This is a genomic window from Fibrobacter sp. UWH9 (assembly GCF_900129715.1).
Classification (GTDB): domain Bacteria; phylum Fibrobacterota; class Fibrobacteria; order Fibrobacterales; family Fibrobacteraceae; genus Fibrobacter.
In genome coordinates, this window is record NZ_FQWP01000035.1 from 1 (window position 1) to 19,124 (window position 19,124).

A 19,124-nucleotide genomic window follows, 5' to 3' on the forward strand; every position below is an offset into this window, starting at 1 on the left:
ATGGATTTGTATAATTTTGACATGGGCTTTTTCTTCTGTTTTTTTTGGCGATTAAATTTTAGAAAATAGCCCATTTTTTGTTTAATTTAGGCGAATGTCAACAAAAAAGGGTGGCGAAGCCACCCACACATGTTGATGAAGAGCCAGAAAATCTTTCTTGCGGCAACACTTGTGTCCGTTTCGTCCATGGTAATGTCATGCGGAGACGATGAATCCGTAAACAAGAACCCTGATGACGACCCCTCTCTGGAACTTCCCGAGGATACACTCAACCCGGAACAGCCCAAGGATTCCCTCAATCCTATTCAGCCTAAGGACAGCGTCTCTCAGGAACAGCCTAGCGACCCTCTCGACAAGGATGATGGCATAAACAATGAGGATGCGGTAGCAAAGTACGATATCGCTCTCACTATTGAAGATATCATCGTGGACTGGTTTGGCGGCGGCGGCGAAAAGGACACAACTAACAACAGCTTTACCTACAAGCAATACGCCAACAACTATTGGGATATTCACGACCTGGATACGGACGTTTTCACAAAGGTTGAGATAGCTTTTACCAAGGCCGTCGAATACGACAATATTGACGTAATCGCAACCTACAGCGACGAAACCAAGACAACGGAAAGAATCTCTAGCGGTGCAAAAAGTTTTGCGTTGACCTTTGAACCGGGCAAAACTCTCGTTAGCTTGGCACTGGTCGTAAGCCCCAACACACCTAGTGATGCAGCGACCATTAATTTCGGTAAAATCATTATCCGCGCAAAGGACTCTGACGGCACTGTAAGCAAGATGCCAGTGAAGTCCCCAAAACTGGGCGTGGGCAATGGCAACCCTATTCTGGATTTCCAGTACTGCGCAGACCCGACCGCCATTGAATACAAGGGACGCCTCTATGTGTATGGAACCAATGACCATCAGCAGTACGAAGAAGGCGTCAGCAATACTTACGAGAAGATCAAGACTTTGGTAATGATGTCCACCGACGATATGGTCAACTGGACTTACCACGGATTGATTCCTGTCGGCGAGGTGGCTCCCTGGATTATGGCTTCATGGGCACCAAGCATCATCAGCAAGGAACAGGCCGATGGCAGCACCCTCTTCTCCCTCTATTTCTCCAATAGCGGTTTTGGCACCGGTGTTATCCAGGCAAAGTCTCCGGTAGGCCCGTGGACATCTCCTTTGAGCAAGAGCCTTATCGATGGCGACCATCCCGTTGTAAAGGGCAGCGGCTCCATATTTGACCCAGGTGCTGTAATTGACGACAATGGCGATGGATGGCTTTCGTTTGGTAATGGTCAAGGTTGGATCGCCAAGCTCAAACCAGATCTGCACTCTCTCGATGGGGATCCGGTCAAGCTTCCGTCCCCGTTCCATTTCGAGGCTAATGAGCTCAATTATATTAACGGCAAGTACGTGTACACCTTCAACAACGACTGGGATGACCATACGCCCTGGGATTGGGGTGGCGAGGCGCCAACTGCCTGCAGCATGAATTACTTTACCAGCACCGAGCCGCTGAATCCCGATTCCTGGACCTACGGCGGAAACTACTTCAAGAACATGGGTGAAAATGGCATGACCTACGGCAACAACCACACCCATCTCCATAAGTATCAGGACAAGTGGTATCTGTTCTATCAGGCGGCAATTCTTGAGGCTTCCATCGGTTCCCATGGCGGTTTCCGCAGCATCTTGGTTGACGAAATCGAGGTGGACGAAGCAAAGGTTGTCATCAAGGAAGCTAAGCCGACTTACAAGGGCGTAAAGGCTATCAAGAATCTTGACCCCTATATTGTGCAGCAGGCATCAACAGCTGCGGCTACCTTGGGCATTCGCTACGTGCAGACAGAGGAACCGGGCCACATGGTGGCTACAATCGGTACTCCCAGCAAGGACGGTCCCGCACCTACAGAAGGCATCATCGAAGTTCGTAATGTAAATTTCAGCAGTGCAAAAACTCTGAAGGCTTTGGTGAAGGGCAAGGGTTCTGTAACTCTCCGTCTTGATAAACGGGATGGTGCAAACGTTGCCACAGTCAACAGTTCTGCAAGCGACTGGCAGGAACTGGAAGCAAAGTGCAGTGGCATCACAAGCGGCGTTCACACCGTCTACTTGATAATCAAGGGTGAAGTGCAGTTCGATACCTGGCAGTTCGCGAACTAGTTGCTCAAAATTTCCTACAGATTCAGGTAGAATCACAAACCACCCCTTAAGGGGTTATTACTGCCAGCGCCTAAATGACGCTGGCTTTCTCTTCGTTCAAGCCATCGTGGACTGATGTCAAAGCAAAGCAAAAAGTTGCAAAACATCATTAAAAAACATTGCAAAAAGTTGTAAAATGTTAAAAAGAAAGCTAACGAAGGTCCTAGAAAACTGGCTAAAGTCGGGTCATGAAAAGGCACTGCCGCTTACAGGCGCCCGCCAGGTCGGCAAAACTACGGCTGTCCGCGAATTCGCAGGCAAGTTCTACAAGCATTTCGTAGAAGTGAACTTCGTAAAGAATCCCATCGCAAAGCAGGCCTTCGACTGCCCTGAACAAATAAACGCAAACAACCCACGCCCCAAAAGCGTGCCGTAAAAACGGCAGCTGGTGCAAGATGCACCCAAAAGAGTCGTTTGCGTACAGGTAGATCTATTAAATATGCATATAGCAAAACGATGCCGCCAAGCATAGCCCGGTAGCAAGCGTGAGCGTCGCCTTGCACTCTGATCTGAAATTGTCGAAGTTTCAAGCGAGGACAAGAGCAAAACTCTTTATGTACACAGGGAATATAGATAATCCAGCATGTCAGTAGGTGTCACTCAAATTTTTTCAGCGCACCTATTGCCCATTTTTATCAAATGGTTTGTCAGGCTAAAGCACACAAAAGAGCATAAATTGTCGAAATTACGCTGTTTTTGCACTGTTTGGCACAGTCGCATTACAAATTATATAGTAAAAACGCAGCCATACAAAATGGCTTGACATAATCTGCAAAATGGCTGTGTCAAGCCGAAACGTACTTTTGGTCAGGGCTAGCATAAAAGGTTCATTTCGTAAACCCATTGGAAACTGCATTTCTGCTGTAAAATCGCCAAAATAGTACAGTTTATTAGCTTCGCCGCCAAAGCCTAAAATACTAAAAAATGGTCTAAACCAACAAAAAATTAGGTTAGACCAAGTATCTAAGATACAGTTTTTAGATAGGTAAATCTCAGTAAGTAAAAGGGTGTGATATTTTACTTAGTTATATTAGGTCTACACTTTGAAAGAACATTGCCTTTCTTTTTTTTTTAGAATAGTTTATGGAAAGGCAAAAAACAGAGGACCTTCCGATGAATTTCAAAAGAATTTTCAGCATTCCCTGCTGCATTGGTCTACTATTTAGTTCAGCCAATGCACTTCCCACTGCAAAAGAAGTCTTCGCGAAAATGGGAATGGGTTACAACATCGGAAACACGCTGGAAGTTCCCATGAACCCATCCGCCTGGGGTAACGATTTTCCCACCCAGGAGCTGATCGATTCCGTCAAGTCCGCGGGTTTCAACACGGTCCGCATTCCCTGCGCCTGGTACAGCCATTCCAACGCCATCGCCGTAGACTCCAACTGGACACTTTATACTCCTGACGGTGACGAGAACACCATTAATGCCGCCTGGCTGGATTCCGTAAAGACCGTGGTAGATTACGTAGTCAAGCGAGACATGTACGCCATCCTCAACATCCACTGGGATAACGGCTGGCTGGAAGACCATATCGGAACTTCCGTAGACGAAAAGATCAATGCCCGCCAGAAATCCTACTGGGAACAGATTGCCGCCAAGTTCAAGGATTACGATGAACATCTGCTGTTCGCCAGCACCAACGAGCCCGGCGAAAGTGGCGACGGACTGAAACAGGACAACGCCAACACACTGAAAGCCTATCACGAGACCATGATCAAGGCCGTTCGCAGTTCCGGCGGCAACAACGCTACACGCACCATCATCGTGCAGGCACCCGACACCGACGAGAACAAGGCCCACAATTACCTGAAGGGAAACTTCCCTGCTGACCCTGCCGGCACCGACTACATGATGGGAGAATTCCACTTCTATCCCTATACGTTCGCCTTGATGGAACAGGATGCTGACTGGGGCAACACCGTGCGTTACTGGGGCGAAGGCAACTACTCCACCACAGATGTCGCTCACAATGTTAAGAAAGGCGCCTACGCCAGCCCCGAATATGTGGATTCCGTCTTCGCCATGCTAGGAGAAGATTTCAAGGACATTCCTATGGTCATCGGTGAATTCGGCGTCATCAAGCGTCTTGAATTGAAGGCGAAGACCTTCGATTGCATCTGAAGTCTCGCGCCGACTACTACGGCAGAATTGCGGAACTTTCCAAGAAGTACGGCTTCGTGCCCTGCATCTGGGATACCGGTGACGAAGGCAACGGCAACATGACCATCATCCGCAGAAACAAGAACCGCGGCATCCTGGATTACGAAAGTCTGAACGCCATGCGTGCCGCTTATGGTTTGCCCAAGTTCGAAGGCAACTCCATCGACGCCCTTGTAGAAAAGAGCTTGGATAATAGCGATCGTGAAATGAAGGTGATTTACAAAGCCCAAAGCGACACCGCAGAAACAGGAACTCTTAGCTACAGCTTTGCCGCCCAGGACTGGAGCCAATATACAGCCATGTCCTTTGACATCAAGTTCAAGGGATCCAGCAGCTCATGGTCTGGAGTAACCCTGTTCAACATGTCCGCAGATTGGAAATGGAAGCAGGTGAGCCTTGGTGACTTTGACGACTTTACAGGCGAATGGCAGAATATCAAGATTGCATTTGACGGATCCTCGGAACCGGGCATGGATTTTGAAGACATTTCCAAGGTGGTAGTCATCGGCATCAATGTTCAAGGCGTAGATGTGGATGCCTCCCTGGAATTGGACAACATTATCCTGTGGAAAGAGGACGGTACCAAGGTAACGTTCTTGGACTTCAATGACAATAAGGAACTGAAGTGCGAAGGCATTGCCGTAGGCGGCCTTGCTCCCTCTACCATCAATGACGGCGAAACAAGAATTACAACGCCTGCAAACACAGACTTTACTAGAGTGGGCCTGCGTTCCATTGATATCCAGCAGGGACCCATAAACGCAATCTTTATAGGAAACGAACCAGGTTCGGCCAAGGCGTTTCTTATAAACGGACTAGGTCAGATGATTGCTACTCAAAACATCAACGCAAAGGCAGGCAGCAACAGCATTCAGCTGAAGGCAGAAACCCGCGGTCCTGCAATCCTCATGATCAAGCAGGGCAGCCAGGTTTACAGCCAGAAGGTAATCCTGAAGTAATTATTATACACCCCGGATGTTTGGGAAAAAAAGGTCCGGTCACTTGAACGGACTTTTTTTTCATTATCATTTCTACAAATCAAAAATTTTGTTGCGAAAAAAACATCGGAATACATTGCGCTTTGAAAAATTTCAAAAGTTTTTTCTTTTGGCTGTGTCAAGCCGAAACGTATGGTCGGGACTTGCTAGCAAACTTTCTGGATTTTGTAAGCCCCTTCAAAACTGCATTTTTACTGTAGAAGCGCAATTTTTTGGCTGAAACCGGCTTTGGCGCCGCAGCTTTCTAATAGCAACTAAACAATCTTTTCTCAGCAATACAACTTGACTTGACAGAGCTTGCAAAATGGCTGTGTCAAGTCAATTCGTACACGGTGCCGTTGCTGCGAAAACGCATTTTAAAGTCTGTATTCCGATTGCGAAGGCGCCGTTGCTCTGTCAAACCCGATTGTATGGCTGCATTTTTGCTGTTTTTTCAGGCTTTGGCGCCACAGTGAACTTAGTGTAATTGTGCAGCAAATAAACAATTTAGAACGGGTTTACGAAATCAAAACCTTTTGCTAGCCGAGTAAAAAGGTACGTTTCGGCTTGACACAGCCAAATTTTTGGCTATGTTCTATTAGAGTGTAGAACTGCCATTTTAGGTTGAATTTGCTGAAAAAATACTAAAAAATGGTCTAACCCAACAAAAATTAGGTTAGACCAAGTATCTAAGATACAGTTTTTAGGTAGGTAAATCTCAGTTTCTAATAGGGTGTGTTTTTTAGATAGTTATATTACATCTACACTTTGAAAGAACATAGCCAAAACATTTATTGAAAGAGAATCAACAAGCAAACAAACTATAAAAACTTTAGAAACTTTTGGAAACCGAAGACGCTTGTACAATATTCTTTTGGAGACGCAACGAAGATGACTTTTAGATTTCTTGTTGTAACCCTTTTAGTGATGAGTAGTTGTGCTGTTTTGAATGGTGACCGAAATCGTTGGAGTGTGAAAATTTTTTCAGAGAGAATAAAGGACTCGTTCCATAGCAGGTATACGTATGAACCAGGGGAAAAGTCTATTTTGCGCTATAATGTGTGTGAAGAAAAAATAGAGAATCGAATAATTTTATACCCTTGTTCTCTAGAATATATAACATTCAAAGAATATGTAGAAACTTTACAAATAAAAGCGAGTGGGGTTGGTGAGTTAAATGTTCTATTTTTTTATTATGCGGCACAAATGTATTATTTTCCCGAGGATTCAAGTTCTTCTTCCGTAAAATCCATTTATTCGTTTGCGTCTGAACGGGGACCTATTTATATAGATAATAATGGGGCGAAATTTGCTCTTTGCCAATCTACAGATGGAATAAAATGCGATTATCTTTTTGCAGAAATATCAGTAAAAAAATACTGTGATTCGTGTATTACAATTTATCATGAAATATATATGGATTTATTTTTAAAAGAAGAAATGAATGCAGAAAATTTGTTGAATGTCTTGAAGGAAGAATCAGTGGCAGATGAAAATTATATTCCGTCTGATGTAGTTAGGCATACTTGGCCTTATTACAAGATGGATGGCAATAAAATGGCAGATTACTAAAATTTTTGGCTGTGTCAAGTCAATTCGTACACGGTGCCGTTGCTGCGAAAACGCATTTTAAAGTCTGTATTCCGATTGCGAAGGCGCCGTTGCTCTGTCAAGTATGATTGTATAGCTGCGATTTTGCTGTATTTTTAGGCTTTGGCGCCACAGTGAACTTAGTGTAATTGTGCAGTAAATAAACAATTTAGAATGGGTTTACGAAACCAAAACCTTTTGCTAGCCGAGTGAAAAGGTATGTTTTGGCTTGACAGAGCCCGCAAAATAGTGTACATTTGTGTATATAAATAACTTTGGAAACGTGCTGCTTTATCAAACTGAAGATGGAAAGTCCCAGATTGAAGTTTCTCTGAAAGACGATTCTGTATGGCTTTCAATAGACCAAATGGCGGAACTTTTTCAAAGGAACAAGTCTACCATTTCTAGGCATATCAAGGGTGTCCTTGAATCTGGCGAACTCACCGCCGATTCAGTTGTTGCATTTTTTGCAACAACTGCCGCAGACGGGAAAAATTACAACGTCGCCTACTACAACCTGGACATGATCATTAGCGTGGGCTATCGCGTAAATTCCCACAGAGGCGTGCAGTTTCGCATCTGGGCGACAAACGTCTTGCGGGAATACTTGACGAAGGGTTTTGCACTGAACGATGATTTGCTAAAACGCGCCGGGGGCGGCAATTATTTTGACGAGCTTCTCGCACTTCTCGGCTCACGGCCACACCGCAGCCGAAGTAATTTTTGAAAGGGCTGCCGCAGAAAAAGATTTTATGGGACTCACGTCATGGACGGGTGCCATGCCGAAACAGGGCGATGCAGAAATTGCAAAGAACTATTTGTCAAAAACAGAGCTCGACACTTTGAATAGAATCGTTTCACTGTACTTAGATTTTGCGGAACTCCAGGCTCAAAGCCACACGCCTATGTACATGAAGGACTGGATTCAAAAACTGGACGATTTCCTGAAACTATCTGGCAAAGCTCTGCTAAATCATGCTGGCAAAATTTCCGCCGATGTTGCAAAGAAAAAGGCGGACTCGGAATACGAAAAATTCAGCGAACGGACCGCACTGCAACTTTCCCCTGTGGAAAAGGACTTTCTGGACAATTTCGAAAAAATGCAGAAGAAAATAAAGTAAAAAATGTCCTGACTAAAAGCCCAGAGCAATCAACGCTCCGTAGCGTTGTTTCACAGGATCCGCCAAGGACAACACCTGTATGGACAGCAACTGTTCTTCAGCTCCGTTTTTCTCAAGTTGTTTACGCTTTATATAATCCTCACGTTTTTTGTAGTACTGGTTATATTTGTTATGACGATGAATTTTCGCCAAGGAGAAAACGCCGTAAGCCGTCCACGACGGAAGAACGAGAAAAAGCGGCGTCGCTAGCCCCCATTCCAGTGCGGACCATTCGCAATCATTATCCTCGTTCACATTGCAACCCATCGACCATGCCCCCAACATCATGGCCGAAATCGGAGCAACGGCACTCAAGCCAACGCTCGTCCAAAAAAGAACGTCCGAAACGGATTCATCTGTGCGAAATTTCTGATGATTGTACTCATACACCTTTTCGTAGTATGCAGCGGAATCTACTTCTGCAATTGGCGTCGTTTCACTTTGAGCGAAACAGGTCGCAGCCAAGAGGCATAAAGTAAGTACAATCAGTCTCATCGGGTGGAAAGATAATTTTTTCCGACGAGGTGGATTTGTCATGCAAAAACAAGGGCTTGTAAAAACCACTTTTTTTACTGGACACTGTATACCCACAATGTTTAAATCCTACCCAAATGTTGTCCCAAGTTTACATTTAGGCGATTTTGGGAGAATTTGCGCTTGAACTGACCCTGCTTGACTGCGGTTTGACTGCGGATGGTCATAAACACGGAAAGTATACAGTGTCACGGAGAATTGAATGAATACCACTGATAAGAAAGGCGAAATAGTAATCTATGTTTCCGATGACGGGTCATCGCATCTTGAGGTGAAGCTTGAAAACGAAACTTTGTGGCTTACGCAAAAAGCCATGGCAGAGCTATTTGAAGTTGGTGTCCCTGCAATTAGCAAACACCTAAAGAACACCTTTGAGGAAGGTGAACTGGAAGAATACAACCTAGACGCAATCATTTCCGTAGGCTATCGAATAAATTCCTCGAGGGCAACGCAGTTCCGCAAATGGGCTAGCCAAATTCTCAAGGAGTACATCGTCAAGGGATTTGCGCTAGATGACAAACGTCGGCGATATTCTTGAACGGAACGACATTCGTTCAAAGGATGAACTTTCGGAACTTCTGGACGTTCTAGCTTCAAATATTGGCAGTCTGACCAACCCCCAAAAGTTGTCCGACACATTCAAGAGCGTCAAGCAAGCTACATCGGAACCCCCATGAAGTTTTACTTTACCGATGCGGGACTCCGAAATGCACGATTGAACTTTAGGCAAATTGAAGAACCCCACTTGATGGAAAACGTAGTTTATAACGAACTTAAAATCCGCGATGCACTTGCTGGACCCTATAAAGAAACACCAGAATCAAGACGGTATCGTATTCTTGAACGTTTTCGACTTTTTGCTGGACGAGAATAGCCTCGTTGTGTAAGAAAGACAAACTGGTCAAAAATTTTGACCAGTTCTCAAGGGAGCCACCGACCACCTATCGATTCTCGTAGCGATTCCCGAAAACCAGAGTGTCGTCCTTGGCGCCGTTCAGATTCACCAGGCGGTTGGGTTCGTAGCGCAGGCTCTTGGCGATGCCACTTTTCAGCTTTTCCTTGCGTTTGAAAAATTCCTCGGGAGTCTGGGCGGTGAGCAACGTCTGACGGACTTCCATGGCGGCGGATTCTCGAGCCTCGAACCCGGAGCCTGGAACCTCGTCACCATCCACAAATCCCTTACAAAGTCGTGCGGCCAGTTGCTTTAAACGGCCCATGGCACCCATTTCCGTGCGGCCTTCTTCTTCCAGGAACTTGTAGTAGATGGAGAACACATCCAGCGCCTCTTCAGCGGTAATAATATGGGCAGGCTTACCTTCCCAGGCGTCGGCGATCTGCCCGAAAATCCAGGGGTTGTGCATGGCGCCCCTGCCAATGCTTACGCCGGACACGCCATAGGTATTGATGCGTTCCAGGGCACATTCCACACTATTCACATCGCCATTGCCAACCACGGGAATCTTTGCGGCGGCGGCCACCTTCCCGATCCAGTCCCAATTGGCCAGACCGTTGTAGCCCTGCAGGCGAGTACGGCCGTGAACCACCAGAAGTTCCACCCCCTCCCCTTCCGCGATTTTCAAAGTTTCCATGACGTTAATAGACTCGTCATCCCAGCCGATACGACACTTCAAGGTTAGAGGTACATTCACCTGACATGTATCCAGGGCCTTACGGGTATCGTGCAAAATTTCCTGCAGACGAGGCAAATCCCTCAAAAGACCGGATCCGCTACCCTTTCCCGCCACCTTGGGGGCCGGGCAGCCCGCATTCACCTCTATATAGTCAGGATGGAGCCCATCTGCGATTTTTTTGGCCGCAGCGGCCATCTTATCGGGATAACAGCCAAAAATCTGGATACCGAAAGGCTTTTCCTCGGGGTAGAATTTCAGCTGTTTATGGCCCGTAAGGCTAAAAATCTCGTCGGCATTGGTGGGTACGAACTCAGATACCAACAATCCCATGCGATTTCCCGACAAAACACGGCATAAACGCCTAAAAGGGGCATCTGTCACCCCGTCCATGGGGCTCAAAATGGTATTGGGAAACACCTCTAATTCACGGAGTTTAAAGGACTTAACAGCAGGTTTTAAATTTTCAACATCTTTCAACATTCTAATCACAATTATCCACAAAAAGTTCGCAGTATCAGCCCAGAAAAAATATTTAATTTCATCAGGACACCTAGCCTAACTCATTGATAAACCTATATTTACGTCGTGCCTAATATTACTAAACAAACTCTGATTCAAGAAATCGCCAAGTCCACTGGATTTGTGCGCAACGATATTAAGACCGTCATCGAACAGTTCCTCGACCTGGTGGGCGAAAAGCTGATCGAAGGCAACACCATCGAAATCCGCGGTTTCGGTACTTTCAGCTGCAAGCCTCGCAAGTCTCGTCCGGCTCGCAATCCCCGCACCGGCGAAACCGTCATGATCGAGGAACGCATGGTTCCCTCCTTCAAGTTCAGCAATGACATCAAGGATAAGATCAATTCCCTGGAAGCCATTGTGGAAGGCGTGAACGCAAAGCTGGAATCCGAAGACAAGGACGTGATGATCGCCGTCAAGTCCACCGAAGACGAAGCCTAATCAAGCGAACCAAATTTCTAACGAACCAAATTTAGTTTTTAGAGAGAGAAATGAAAGCCCCGGTTTTATAACCGAGGCTTTTATTTTTAAGCAAACATTTTTTACTTCGTCAAGCTAGCCACTTCTTCTTCAGTCATAAAGCGCCAGCCGCCGCTACCCAGGGTAGTGTCCATGATGACAGGGCCGATGGCCTCGCGGGAAAGGGTCATCACATGGTTGCCCACGGCGGCAAACATGCGGCGCACCTGATGGTACAGGCCTTCACCGATGGAAATGACAACCGTATCCTTTTCTTCGCCGTCAATCACAATACGTTCTTCGGAAAGTTCACGGGCAAGAACCGGGCGACGTTCATCCTTCAGCATCACGCCCTTCAGAAGTTCTGCCTTCTGTTCGGCGGTAAATTCACGGGCCAAAGTCACGCGATATTTTTTCAGGTAGCCTTTCTTGGGGCTTTCCACCTTATGAATGAAATCACCCTGGTTAGAGAGTAAAATCAAACCAGAGGAATCCGCGTCCAGGCGGCCCACAGACTGCAGGCCCATGGCGGTAAAGCGATCCGGAAGCAAGCTGTAGATAGACTGATGGTCGCGGGCATTGTGGCTGCATTCCACATCAAGAGGCTTGTCCATCATGATGTACAATTTTTCAACCGTGGGAATTTCTTCTCCATTCACAACGATCGTCTCGGGGCGGGTCTTGAATTCCACGAAGGGATCGTCCACCACTTCGCCATCCATTTCCACCATACCGGCGCGGATAAGAGCGCGGGCTTCCTTGCGGGAGCCGAAACCAATTGACGCCACCAGGCGTTCCAAAGTCAAAGCAGGCATTATTCCTCCGCCATCATCTTAACAATTTTATTTCTAATCCAGCCCAGTTCAGGCAATTCATTTGTCTTCAACACGTGAGCTCGGCGACGCCAGAACTTATAGGCAATGATGCCACCATAAAACAGCGTTGCGATTAAAAGTCCTATAACGCGGCACAGATTGATGCTGGCCCGAACCTGACCGGCAGAGCGCAGTTCATGATTGTGAGTCCAGTCCATTCTGAAATCCCAGTCGCCAATGTACGGGTAACCCTTCAGAAATCCGTTCAGGGCTGCACCATAACCCATGTGCATCACCTCGCCGCGGAAACCTTCCACAAAACAATCCACAAAACGGATGCGGAACAGGCGCAGCAAGCAGAAGAACCATTTCTTCAAAGCCCAGAATGCAATTTCGTCAAACTCCGGCGTCAAAAGAATCGTCCAGAATTCCGTATCTGTCAAAGAACGCTTTTCTGGTTTTTCTGGTTCTTCGTTTTTTTCGAGCTTTATCGCGTTTTCAGGTTTTTCTGTTTTTTCGGTTTTCTCAGATACGTCCACCTTTCCAGAAGATTCCGGTTCTTCGGACGTTTTGACTTTTACCGATTCTTCGAATTTTTTAGAATTTTCAACCTTTTTAGGTTCTTCAGTTTTTACTTCTTCTACGAGAGGTTCAACCTTTTCAAATTCCGCAGCGACTTCAGCGGGAGCCTCAGTAGGTTCCGCAGCGATTTCCGTGACGTTTTCAGCAGATTCTGTAGCTTCGTCGACTACAGGAGTTTCCACAACTTTCGGGGCTTCCAATTTTTCCTTGGCAGGTTCCGGAGGGCGCGATTCAATTTTCGGTTCTTCCACCTTTTTCTTAGGCGGCACATAAGTGGGAACCACCGCCTCCTCGTTATCCGGGCGATTATCAAAATCCCCTACGGAATATTTTTCGTCAGCGGTCTCGTCTTCCGAAAACTTCTTTTCGTACTTATAGAACTGTTTCTTGAATATGGAAAACCGGGCCTCAAATCCTTTCAGCCCAGCCTCGAAATCAATCTTAAAAATGAACGGGAAAAATAAGACAACCAACGCCAGTACACAAAGTACCGCGCCGATAACAGTCCATGGCGTAAGCCACTGCAACAGGCTTACTTCTCCGCCTCGTCGGCTTTCTTGGAGATGACTTCAATCAGTTCAGCAAAGCTCTTGGTCTTAAGAATCTGACCGAACTGTTCCTTATAGTTGCGAGCCGTAGAAAGGTCGTCAATGACCAGATCCCAGGCCTTCCAGTTACCGTTCACCAGGCTCATCTTGTATTCAAGAACAGATTCCTTGCCCTTGTTCCAGAGGTGAGCAACAACAGAAGCTTCTTCGCCGTTCTTCTTCAGCTTGGCCGGTTCATAAACGGTAGAGTCGGCGCGGTAAACTTCAAGGCGCTTGGCGCTGGAGTTCTTGACCATGCGCTGGAATTCTTCGACGAACTTTTTCTGGGAGGCTTCATCCTGAGCCTTCCAGTCGCTAGAAGACAGGGACTTCTTGGCCAGCAATTCGAAGTCAAAGGATTCGTTCAGCAAGGACTTAACGCGTTCAGTTTCCTTGGCGCTACGATTAGACTTCTTGATCAAGGCCTGCAGTTCGGCATCCTTCTTCTGGATAGAAGCGACGGGATCTTCGGCTGCAAAAGCAAACAGGCTTGCACAGGCAATAGCAATTAACATTTTCTTGAACATGTTCTTCCTCACTTTTTTATTAAATTCGACTGGAAGTCCTTCAGCGACAATCCCATCTTGGAGATCAGCTGAGCAAATTCCACATTGTACTTGCAAACCGCAAAATAATAGTCCTTCTGCATAGACACATTCTGGGTGTATGCAGAAACCAGGTCGCCCGTTTTAGACTTATCCAAGTCATACTGCATGGCCGCACCCTTCAAGATAGCTTCCGAAGCGCGAAGACTTTCCTTCATGGCATCCATCTTTTCCTTGGCGGACTGCACGATATAATACTGTTCTTCAGCCTTGGCAATCAAACCATTGGCGGCATAGCCTTCCTTCAGTTGCAAGCCACGATAATCCGTCTTCGCAGCCCTGAATTTTTCCCAGTTCTTCCAGAAATTCAAGTTATAACGGAGACCAAAACCAACTGCACCAGTCAACTTGTTCACCGCGTCTTCAGAGAAGGCATCCTTCTGCATAATGCTACGGTTACCAGCCCAGCTCTTTACATATTCCACTTCGCCCATCACGAAAAATTCGGGAGCCAGTTTAGCTTCTGCCAGATCCATCTGAAGTCTACGAGCCCTAAGACCAGCGTTCAGCTGTTTCAATTCCGGATGGTTACGGAAGGTGATATCGCGAACCTCTTCCAGGGAAGGCAGACGTTCACTACGGGGAGTCAAGACAGAATCCTCCGAAGCAAAAGTGTCTTCGTCACGCATGTTCAACGCAAAACGAATTGCCAGCAACACGCGTTTCATACCCAGGTTGGCTTCAGAAACACCTTCCTTCACAGTATGCATTTTCGCCTTGAGATTCAACAAATCCATCTGGGAAACACTGGGGTCATCATCATCCAGCGCCTCTTCCATCTTCTCGTAGGCATTATCCACCTGCTTCTGGGCATCAGCGGCAATGCGAATCATTTCCTTGGCAAGCAGGTAGTTGTAATAGTAAGTCTGCAGTTCCACATCTTTCTTGTGGACCTGATGTTCAATTTCAAAATTTTTCTGTTCCAGGTCTGCTTCAAGGGCAGCCTTGCCTGCACGATACTGTCCCAGATTCAAAGGCTGCACAAATCGAGCCTGCACGCCCCAATAAGGCCCCATCTTGGAAAAATCATAGACCTCGGTCGTGTCGCCATTATCGATTTCATCACGAAGACCAGGAGCCGGACCGACCATCATACCCACATAGAAAGTGGGCAAAATAGCCTCGGCCTTCAACTGAGCAATCTTGTCTTGTTTTGACTGGGCACCAAACCTTGTTTCTGCCAGCTGGGGATCGGAATTCAAGCCCTCTTCTACAAAGCGAGACAAGTCATACCGGACCTCTCCAGCCATGACTCCAACCGCACAAAATAGCGTGGCTAAAATTTGGAATTTCTTCCCAAAACAAAACATGGACCAAATTTACAAAAAGGCGAAGATCACGGCAATCGCATTTATGCGATTTGCCATGATTGAGCCGTAATAAATGCGAACGGAGTTCGCAAATTAAAAAGGCGAAGATTGCGGCAAATCAGTTTACCTGATTTGACATAATTGAGCCGCAGTAAATGCGAACGGAGTTCGCAAATTCTTACAAGAATGAAAGTTGGGTCAAGTTTCTATACTTTGAAACAACATGTTCATAATAACGTGTGGGCAAGGGAGTTCCCTTTTCCAGCATTTTATCCACAGCGGAATGTCCAAGGTTGTAAGCAATCAGGGCATCCTTCCAGTTTCCATATTTTGCAATAAGGCGCATCAAATAGGCAGTACCGACAGTCACGTTGATTTCCGGTCTGAGCAGGTCCTCTTCCTTTTCAATAGGCAAGCCAAAACGATCCCCCATTTTCTTGGCGGTCTCCAGCTTGATCTGCATTAAACCTAAGGCACCAGAAAACTTTCCCGACTGCATTCTACCGCGGGCATTGGGATTGCCGTGACTCTCCTGGGCCACCACCGCCAAAATCAGCAAGGGATCCGTGGCATAGGACCTGGAAATCTGCCAAATCTGTTCCGACAGGAGAGCACGTTGTTCTTCTGTTAGACGGTCCTTCGAGAGGTAAGCCAAAGCCTTGTCTATCTTTATAAAATCAATAGTCCATTTTCCCCAGGTAGACAGCCTATCTAGATCATTTCGTAATTCTATTTCCTGTGCAGCAATTTCAGATAACGCACGCTGCTGGGTAAACCACCTAGACACGAAAAGACCCAAAGCGCCAAACCATAGGATTAGCGCCAAGCCCAATAACCACGCAGGAAAACGAACACTGGTCTTCATAGGAAGCCTATTCCTCGCGGCGGGTATTTTCCAGATACTCCAGGTAACCGACCCAGTCCTGAATCAAGCCAAAGGAACTGAGCCTTGTGGTATCTTGCATCACCCCAAGCTTACGCAAAGGACCAATCGTTGATTCCAGTTTATCTATTTCGCGGATGTAGCGATCTTTCTGGTTCTGCAAGGCAATAATCTGGGCTTGCTTATCAGCCAAGTCTCGCCCCTGCGTCGATACGACAATGAACAAAGTAACAATCCAACCAAGAATCAAGGTCAAAAAGGCTATAGCCACACCAGGACTGAGCGTAATACCGGAACGCAAACCATAATAAAGGCCAATCTGCTGAAGCTGTTTCTTGGTTCCAGACTTCTTGTAGGCACGACGATTTTCATAAATCTCGAAAATGTTCTGATACCTGGAAAAATACTGGAATAGTTCGTTCTTGTCGAAAATAAGAATCAGGGAAGACTTGCGGGCCTTTACGCGATTCAACAAGTCAAGAAAGAAGTCAAGATACCGCTCACTGGTAAAATGACAATTCTGCAAATTCAGAAAGTAGAAGCAACCAGGCCCTTCAACAAGCATGGCCAGCTTTTCCTTCACGGCAGAAAACTGGGAAAAACCCAGAGAGCCGGAAAGTGTGATTTCCACATCATCGCCGCTAGATTCCACCTGGATGTCAATCAAGTCAGACTTCACGGTTACCTCTTAGAAAATCGAACGGTCATGTTCAGGTTCTTTTCGGCATTGGATTCCAGCTCGACCTTCCAGAAGGGGAACAGTCGAATGCCCTGCAAGGCTTCCGGCGCCGCAGACGACGAAGCACCAAACATCGGAGACACCAGCAACGAAGCCGGAGTCTCGAACTCAAGTCTAATGCGACTGGTAGTCACCTTGTCAAGGATTTCAATAACCTTGGCTTCTGGGTAAACCAACGGAGAACTAAAATCAAAAGCAATGGCGCTGCCATTCACAAGAATTTGACGTCGGCCATTACATGCAAGAAGTCCTGTTTCAAGAAGGGAGCCAAAGAATCCCTTGGCCAAGGAGAAGGCCGCATTCGTAAGTTTAAAACGAAGATCAAAATCAGACCCTTCAGAAGAAAGTTCATAGAACTTCTCCACAAGAAGGACTCCCATCTGTTCGCTGAACGAGAAATGCTGTTCCCCCAAAAGGAGAATATCCGTACCCCCCTCATGACGCTTCACCTGATAATCGTAGGGTTCTCGCAAAGCACCCTCACGATATTCAAGAATCTGATCAAGCTTGGCCGCACTCAATTCCACATTGGGAATCATGAAGTCCATAAAACCCACGGCAGCTTCACCATCATCTCGCCAAGAACCTAGCAGACTGTTTTCTGAATTCTTTCCATTCAGAATTCTAAGAAAACCGCCACCGAAATAATCAAGCATAAACGAGTAGGAATGGTTCTCAGCCCAAATCTGCTTACGACCTTCCAACATAAAGTCAGCCACTTCCAGCCTGATTCCATCAAAGGAAACCAGCTCTGACAAGCGGTTTGCCGCCTGCATCAGGAACCTGGCCCCCCACCAGCGAACCAGGGGTGAACGCATACCTTCACAATCCTGCATATCTCGATAATAAATCGGAGACATCAGCGGCAACAACATTTCCAAAAAATCCTGCTTCGCCTTATCCTTCAGGTTTCCAACCGCACGCCTATACAAGGATAGCAGGCACTTGTGCAGCAGATTCACCTCGGGGCGACGGATCAGAAGCTCGCGGCAAGTCTTAGCTGCTGCAGGCAAACCAATCTTTCTACCCGCAGAAAGCAGGGAACTCAGACGACCTTCCGTACTCTGGTCGTTGACCAAACTAGAAACAGTCTTGGTCTGCAGATCATTAGTCTCTACAAAATCCAGCAGCCTTTCAAAGAACGGCACGATGTCGCCCGGCATAGGAGGAACATCCAGTAACACAACGGCAGTCTTGCCACCACGGCAATAAGGTTCCGCCAATTCCAGCCAGCGGTAATCGTCATTCTGAATCGCATTGGTGATAACCTCCGAAACAGGAACCACCCGCAAGAAGGACCCCTTGTCCTCTACCGAGTACCAGCCAGAAACCGGAGTCGTACGTCCAAGAGCATCCTGAAGGGCGGACTCCTGCACAAGGGCATATTCAAACCGATGCTTTTCCAGAAGTTCCGTCATGTCCATTTCCCAAACCATGGACGAGTTAAAGTATCCGGTCGGCTCAATGGAAAAATATTTCCAGAGCAACTCCGCCTGCTTCTGAAGCTGCATCGATTGCAATTCCGTAGGGAACAGGGGCAGCATCGCATCATGGAAACCGCCACCCAAAAATTCAAGACATCCCTCTTCAACAGCCCTGCGGAATTTACCGAACATCAAAGGCCTGGCAACACGTCCTGCAGCCTCAAGCGTAGGTCCATCCATAAAAATCGAAAAACGGAACTTGCCAGATTCAAGCACCTTGCTCATACCAGACAACAAGTTTTCCGCAACAGCATCAAGCTTTGCGTAAGCGGTCGACGGAGGCAGCTGCAATACTATAGACAGAGACGGTTTCATAAGATAAAGGATAGCAAAATCGTACGCCATAAGCTCGCACGAACACCACAATCACCATTCCCAGGTGGAAGTCCCTTGGTAAAAAACAAGAGCCCCCTGGCGAGGGCTCAAAGAAATTTTTTTAAGGTATTCTTTTGAGGGGATGATTCGTCGGGCAGGCCCCGCAAACCTGGGGACAGGCGGAAAGGCCGCCGGCAGGGTCCGCCTTTCCCGGTAAGCCTCCTGCGACAGCTCATGGCCTGCGCCTGGCGACGGCAGGAGCCGTGGGCGAAGGCGTACACGTCATCCGCCCGACAGTTTTTCGTCCGGTGCCTAGCATTCCGTATCCGCGAGAGGGGCGAGGGAGACAAGGCGCGAGCCGCCGTGGTGTACCGGGTGTACATGAGGAGGCGAGCAACGCCGTATCGCGAAGCCCCTGCGGCGGATACAAAAACAAAAAGCCCCCCGAGAGGTTTACCTCAAGGGGGGCGTGAATCCAGCGGCGACCTACTCTCCCGGACCCGTAGGCCAGGTACCATCGGCGATAGGAGGCTTGACTTCCGTGTTCGGAATGGGAACGGGTA

General features: G+C 47.1%; 15 protein-coding genes, 1 rRNA gene and 3 pseudogenes. 9 read left to right on the top strand and 10 right to left on the bottom strand.

Annotated elements, in window-relative coordinates:
* Positions 1-186: 186 nt before the first annotated feature.
* The 6 genes and pseudogenes from BUB94_RS15525 (at position 187) to rhuM (ending at position 8,059) form a co-directional block, all read left to right on the top strand.
* Positions 187-2,169 (top strand): glycoside hydrolase family 43 protein, encoded by a 1,983-nt coding sequence (locus BUB94_RS15525; protein ID WP_175549751.1) that lies wholly within the window; start codon positions 187-189, stop codon positions 2,167-2,169.
* A gap of 175 nt (positions 2,170-2,344) precedes the next feature.
* The gene (locus BUB94_RS15530) at positions 2,345-2,584 is read left to right on the top strand and encodes an AAA family ATPase (RefSeq protein WP_073238781.1); all 240 of its coding nucleotides are present in this window, start codon (positions 2,345-2,347) and stop codon (positions 2,582-2,584) included.
* Positions 2,585-3,321: 737 nt separating this feature from the next.
* Positions 3,322-4,332, top strand: coding sequence for a glycoside hydrolase family 5 protein (locus tag BUB94_RS15535; protein ID WP_073160250.1), 1,011 nt, complete (start codon positions 3,322-3,324; stop codon positions 4,330-4,332).
* A complete protein-coding gene (locus BUB94_RS15540) occupies positions 4,323-5,330 on the top strand; it encodes a hypothetical protein (protein WP_073160248.1) in 1,008 nt (335 codons plus the stop codon). The genes BUB94_RS15535 and BUB94_RS15540 overlap by 10 nt, the downstream gene beginning before the upstream one ends.
* Before the next feature lie 909 nt (positions 5,331-6,239).
* Positions 6,240-6,920 carry a hypothetical protein gene (locus tag BUB94_RS15545; protein ID WP_073160246.1) on the top strand — a complete coding sequence of 227 codons (681 nt, stop codon included), beginning with the start codon at positions 6,240-6,242 and terminating at the stop codon, positions 6,918-6,920.
* Positions 6,921-7,197: 277 nt separating this feature from the next.
* Positions 7,198-8,059: pseudogene (gene rhuM, locus BUB94_RS17560) on the top strand (RhuM family protein).
* Between the two features lie 12 nt (positions 8,060-8,071).
* Here rhuM and BUB94_RS15555 read toward each other — a convergent pair.
* Positions 8,072-8,593 (bottom strand): hypothetical protein, encoded by a 522-nt coding sequence (locus tag BUB94_RS15555; protein ID WP_073238787.1) that lies wholly within the window; start codon positions 8,591-8,593, stop codon positions 8,072-8,074.
* A 241-nt stretch (positions 8,594-8,834) separates the two neighbouring features.
* Here BUB94_RS15555 and BUB94_RS15560 point away from each other — a divergent pair.
* Positions 8,835-9,155 (top strand): annotated as a pseudogene (locus tag BUB94_RS15560) (virulence RhuM family protein); the annotation flags it as partial.
* Positions 9,148-9,416 (top strand): annotated as a pseudogene (locus BUB94_RS17565) (ATP-binding protein); the annotation flags it as partial. The pseudogenes BUB94_RS15560 and BUB94_RS17565, both read left to right, overlap by 8 nt.
* A gap of 157 nt (positions 9,417-9,573) precedes the next feature.
* On the opposite strand, the gene BUB94_RS15565 reads toward BUB94_RS17565, so the two are convergent.
* The gene (locus BUB94_RS15565) at positions 9,574-10,743 is read right to left on the bottom strand and encodes a tRNA dihydrouridine synthase (protein ID WP_073238793.1); all 1,170 of its coding nucleotides are present in this window, start codon (positions 10,741-10,743) and stop codon (positions 9,574-9,576) included.
* Between the two features lie 105 nt (positions 10,744-10,848).
* Here BUB94_RS15565 and BUB94_RS15570 point away from each other — a divergent pair, with 105 nt between their 5' ends.
* Positions 10,849-11,223 carry an HU family DNA-binding protein gene (locus BUB94_RS15570; protein ID WP_073160238.1) on the top strand — a complete coding sequence of 125 codons (375 nt, stop codon included), beginning with the start codon at positions 10,849-10,851 and terminating at the stop codon, positions 11,221-11,223.
* A gap of 101 nt (positions 11,224-11,324) precedes the next feature.
* On the opposite strand, the gene BUB94_RS15575 is transcribed toward BUB94_RS15570, so the two are convergent.
* The 8 genes from BUB94_RS15575 to rrf form a co-directional block, all read right to left on the bottom strand.
* A complete protein-coding gene (locus tag BUB94_RS15575) occupies positions 11,325-12,056 on the bottom strand; it encodes a pseudouridine synthase (protein ID WP_073238796.1) in 732 nt (243 codons plus the stop codon).
* Positions 12,056-13,165 carry a hypothetical protein gene (locus tag BUB94_RS15580; protein WP_139260281.1) on the bottom strand — a complete coding sequence of 370 codons (1,110 nt, stop codon included), beginning with the start codon at positions 13,163-13,165 and terminating at the stop codon, positions 12,056-12,058. Before BUB94_RS15580 ends, BUB94_RS15575 begins: the two co-directional genes overlap by 1 nt.
* A 5-nt stretch (positions 13,166-13,170) precedes the next feature.
* Positions 13,171-13,752 carry an MlaC/ttg2D family ABC transporter substrate-binding protein gene (locus BUB94_RS15585; protein ID WP_073238802.1) on the bottom strand — a complete coding sequence of 194 codons (582 nt, stop codon included), beginning with the start codon at positions 13,750-13,752 and terminating at the stop codon, positions 13,171-13,173.
* An 8-nt stretch (positions 13,753-13,760) separates the two neighbouring features.
* Positions 13,761-15,080 carry a TolC family protein gene (locus BUB94_RS15590; RefSeq protein ID WP_249269474.1) on the bottom strand — a complete coding sequence of 440 codons (1,320 nt, stop codon included), beginning with the start codon at positions 15,078-15,080 and terminating at the stop codon, positions 13,761-13,763.
* Between the two features lie 238 nt (positions 15,081-15,318).
* Positions 15,319-15,927 (bottom strand): lytic transglycosylase domain-containing protein, encoded by a 609-nt coding sequence (locus tag BUB94_RS15595; protein ID WP_158236699.1) that lies wholly within the window; start codon positions 15,925-15,927, stop codon positions 15,319-15,321.
* A gap of 85 nt (positions 15,928-16,012) precedes the next feature.
* Entirely contained in the window at positions 16,013-16,702 is a 690-nt protein-coding gene (locus BUB94_RS15600) for a hypothetical protein (protein WP_073160230.1), read from the bottom strand.
* A gap of 2 nt (positions 16,703-16,704) precedes the next feature.
* Positions 16,705-18,561 (bottom strand): alpha-amylase/4-alpha-glucanotransferase domain-containing protein, encoded by a 1,857-nt coding sequence (locus tag BUB94_RS15605; RefSeq protein ID WP_158236700.1) that lies wholly within the window; start codon positions 18,559-18,561, stop codon positions 16,705-16,707.
* Positions 18,562-19,034: 473 nt separating this feature from the next.
* A 5S ribosomal RNA gene (gene rrf, locus BUB94_RS15610) occupies positions 19,035-19,124 on the bottom strand; the annotation flags it as partial.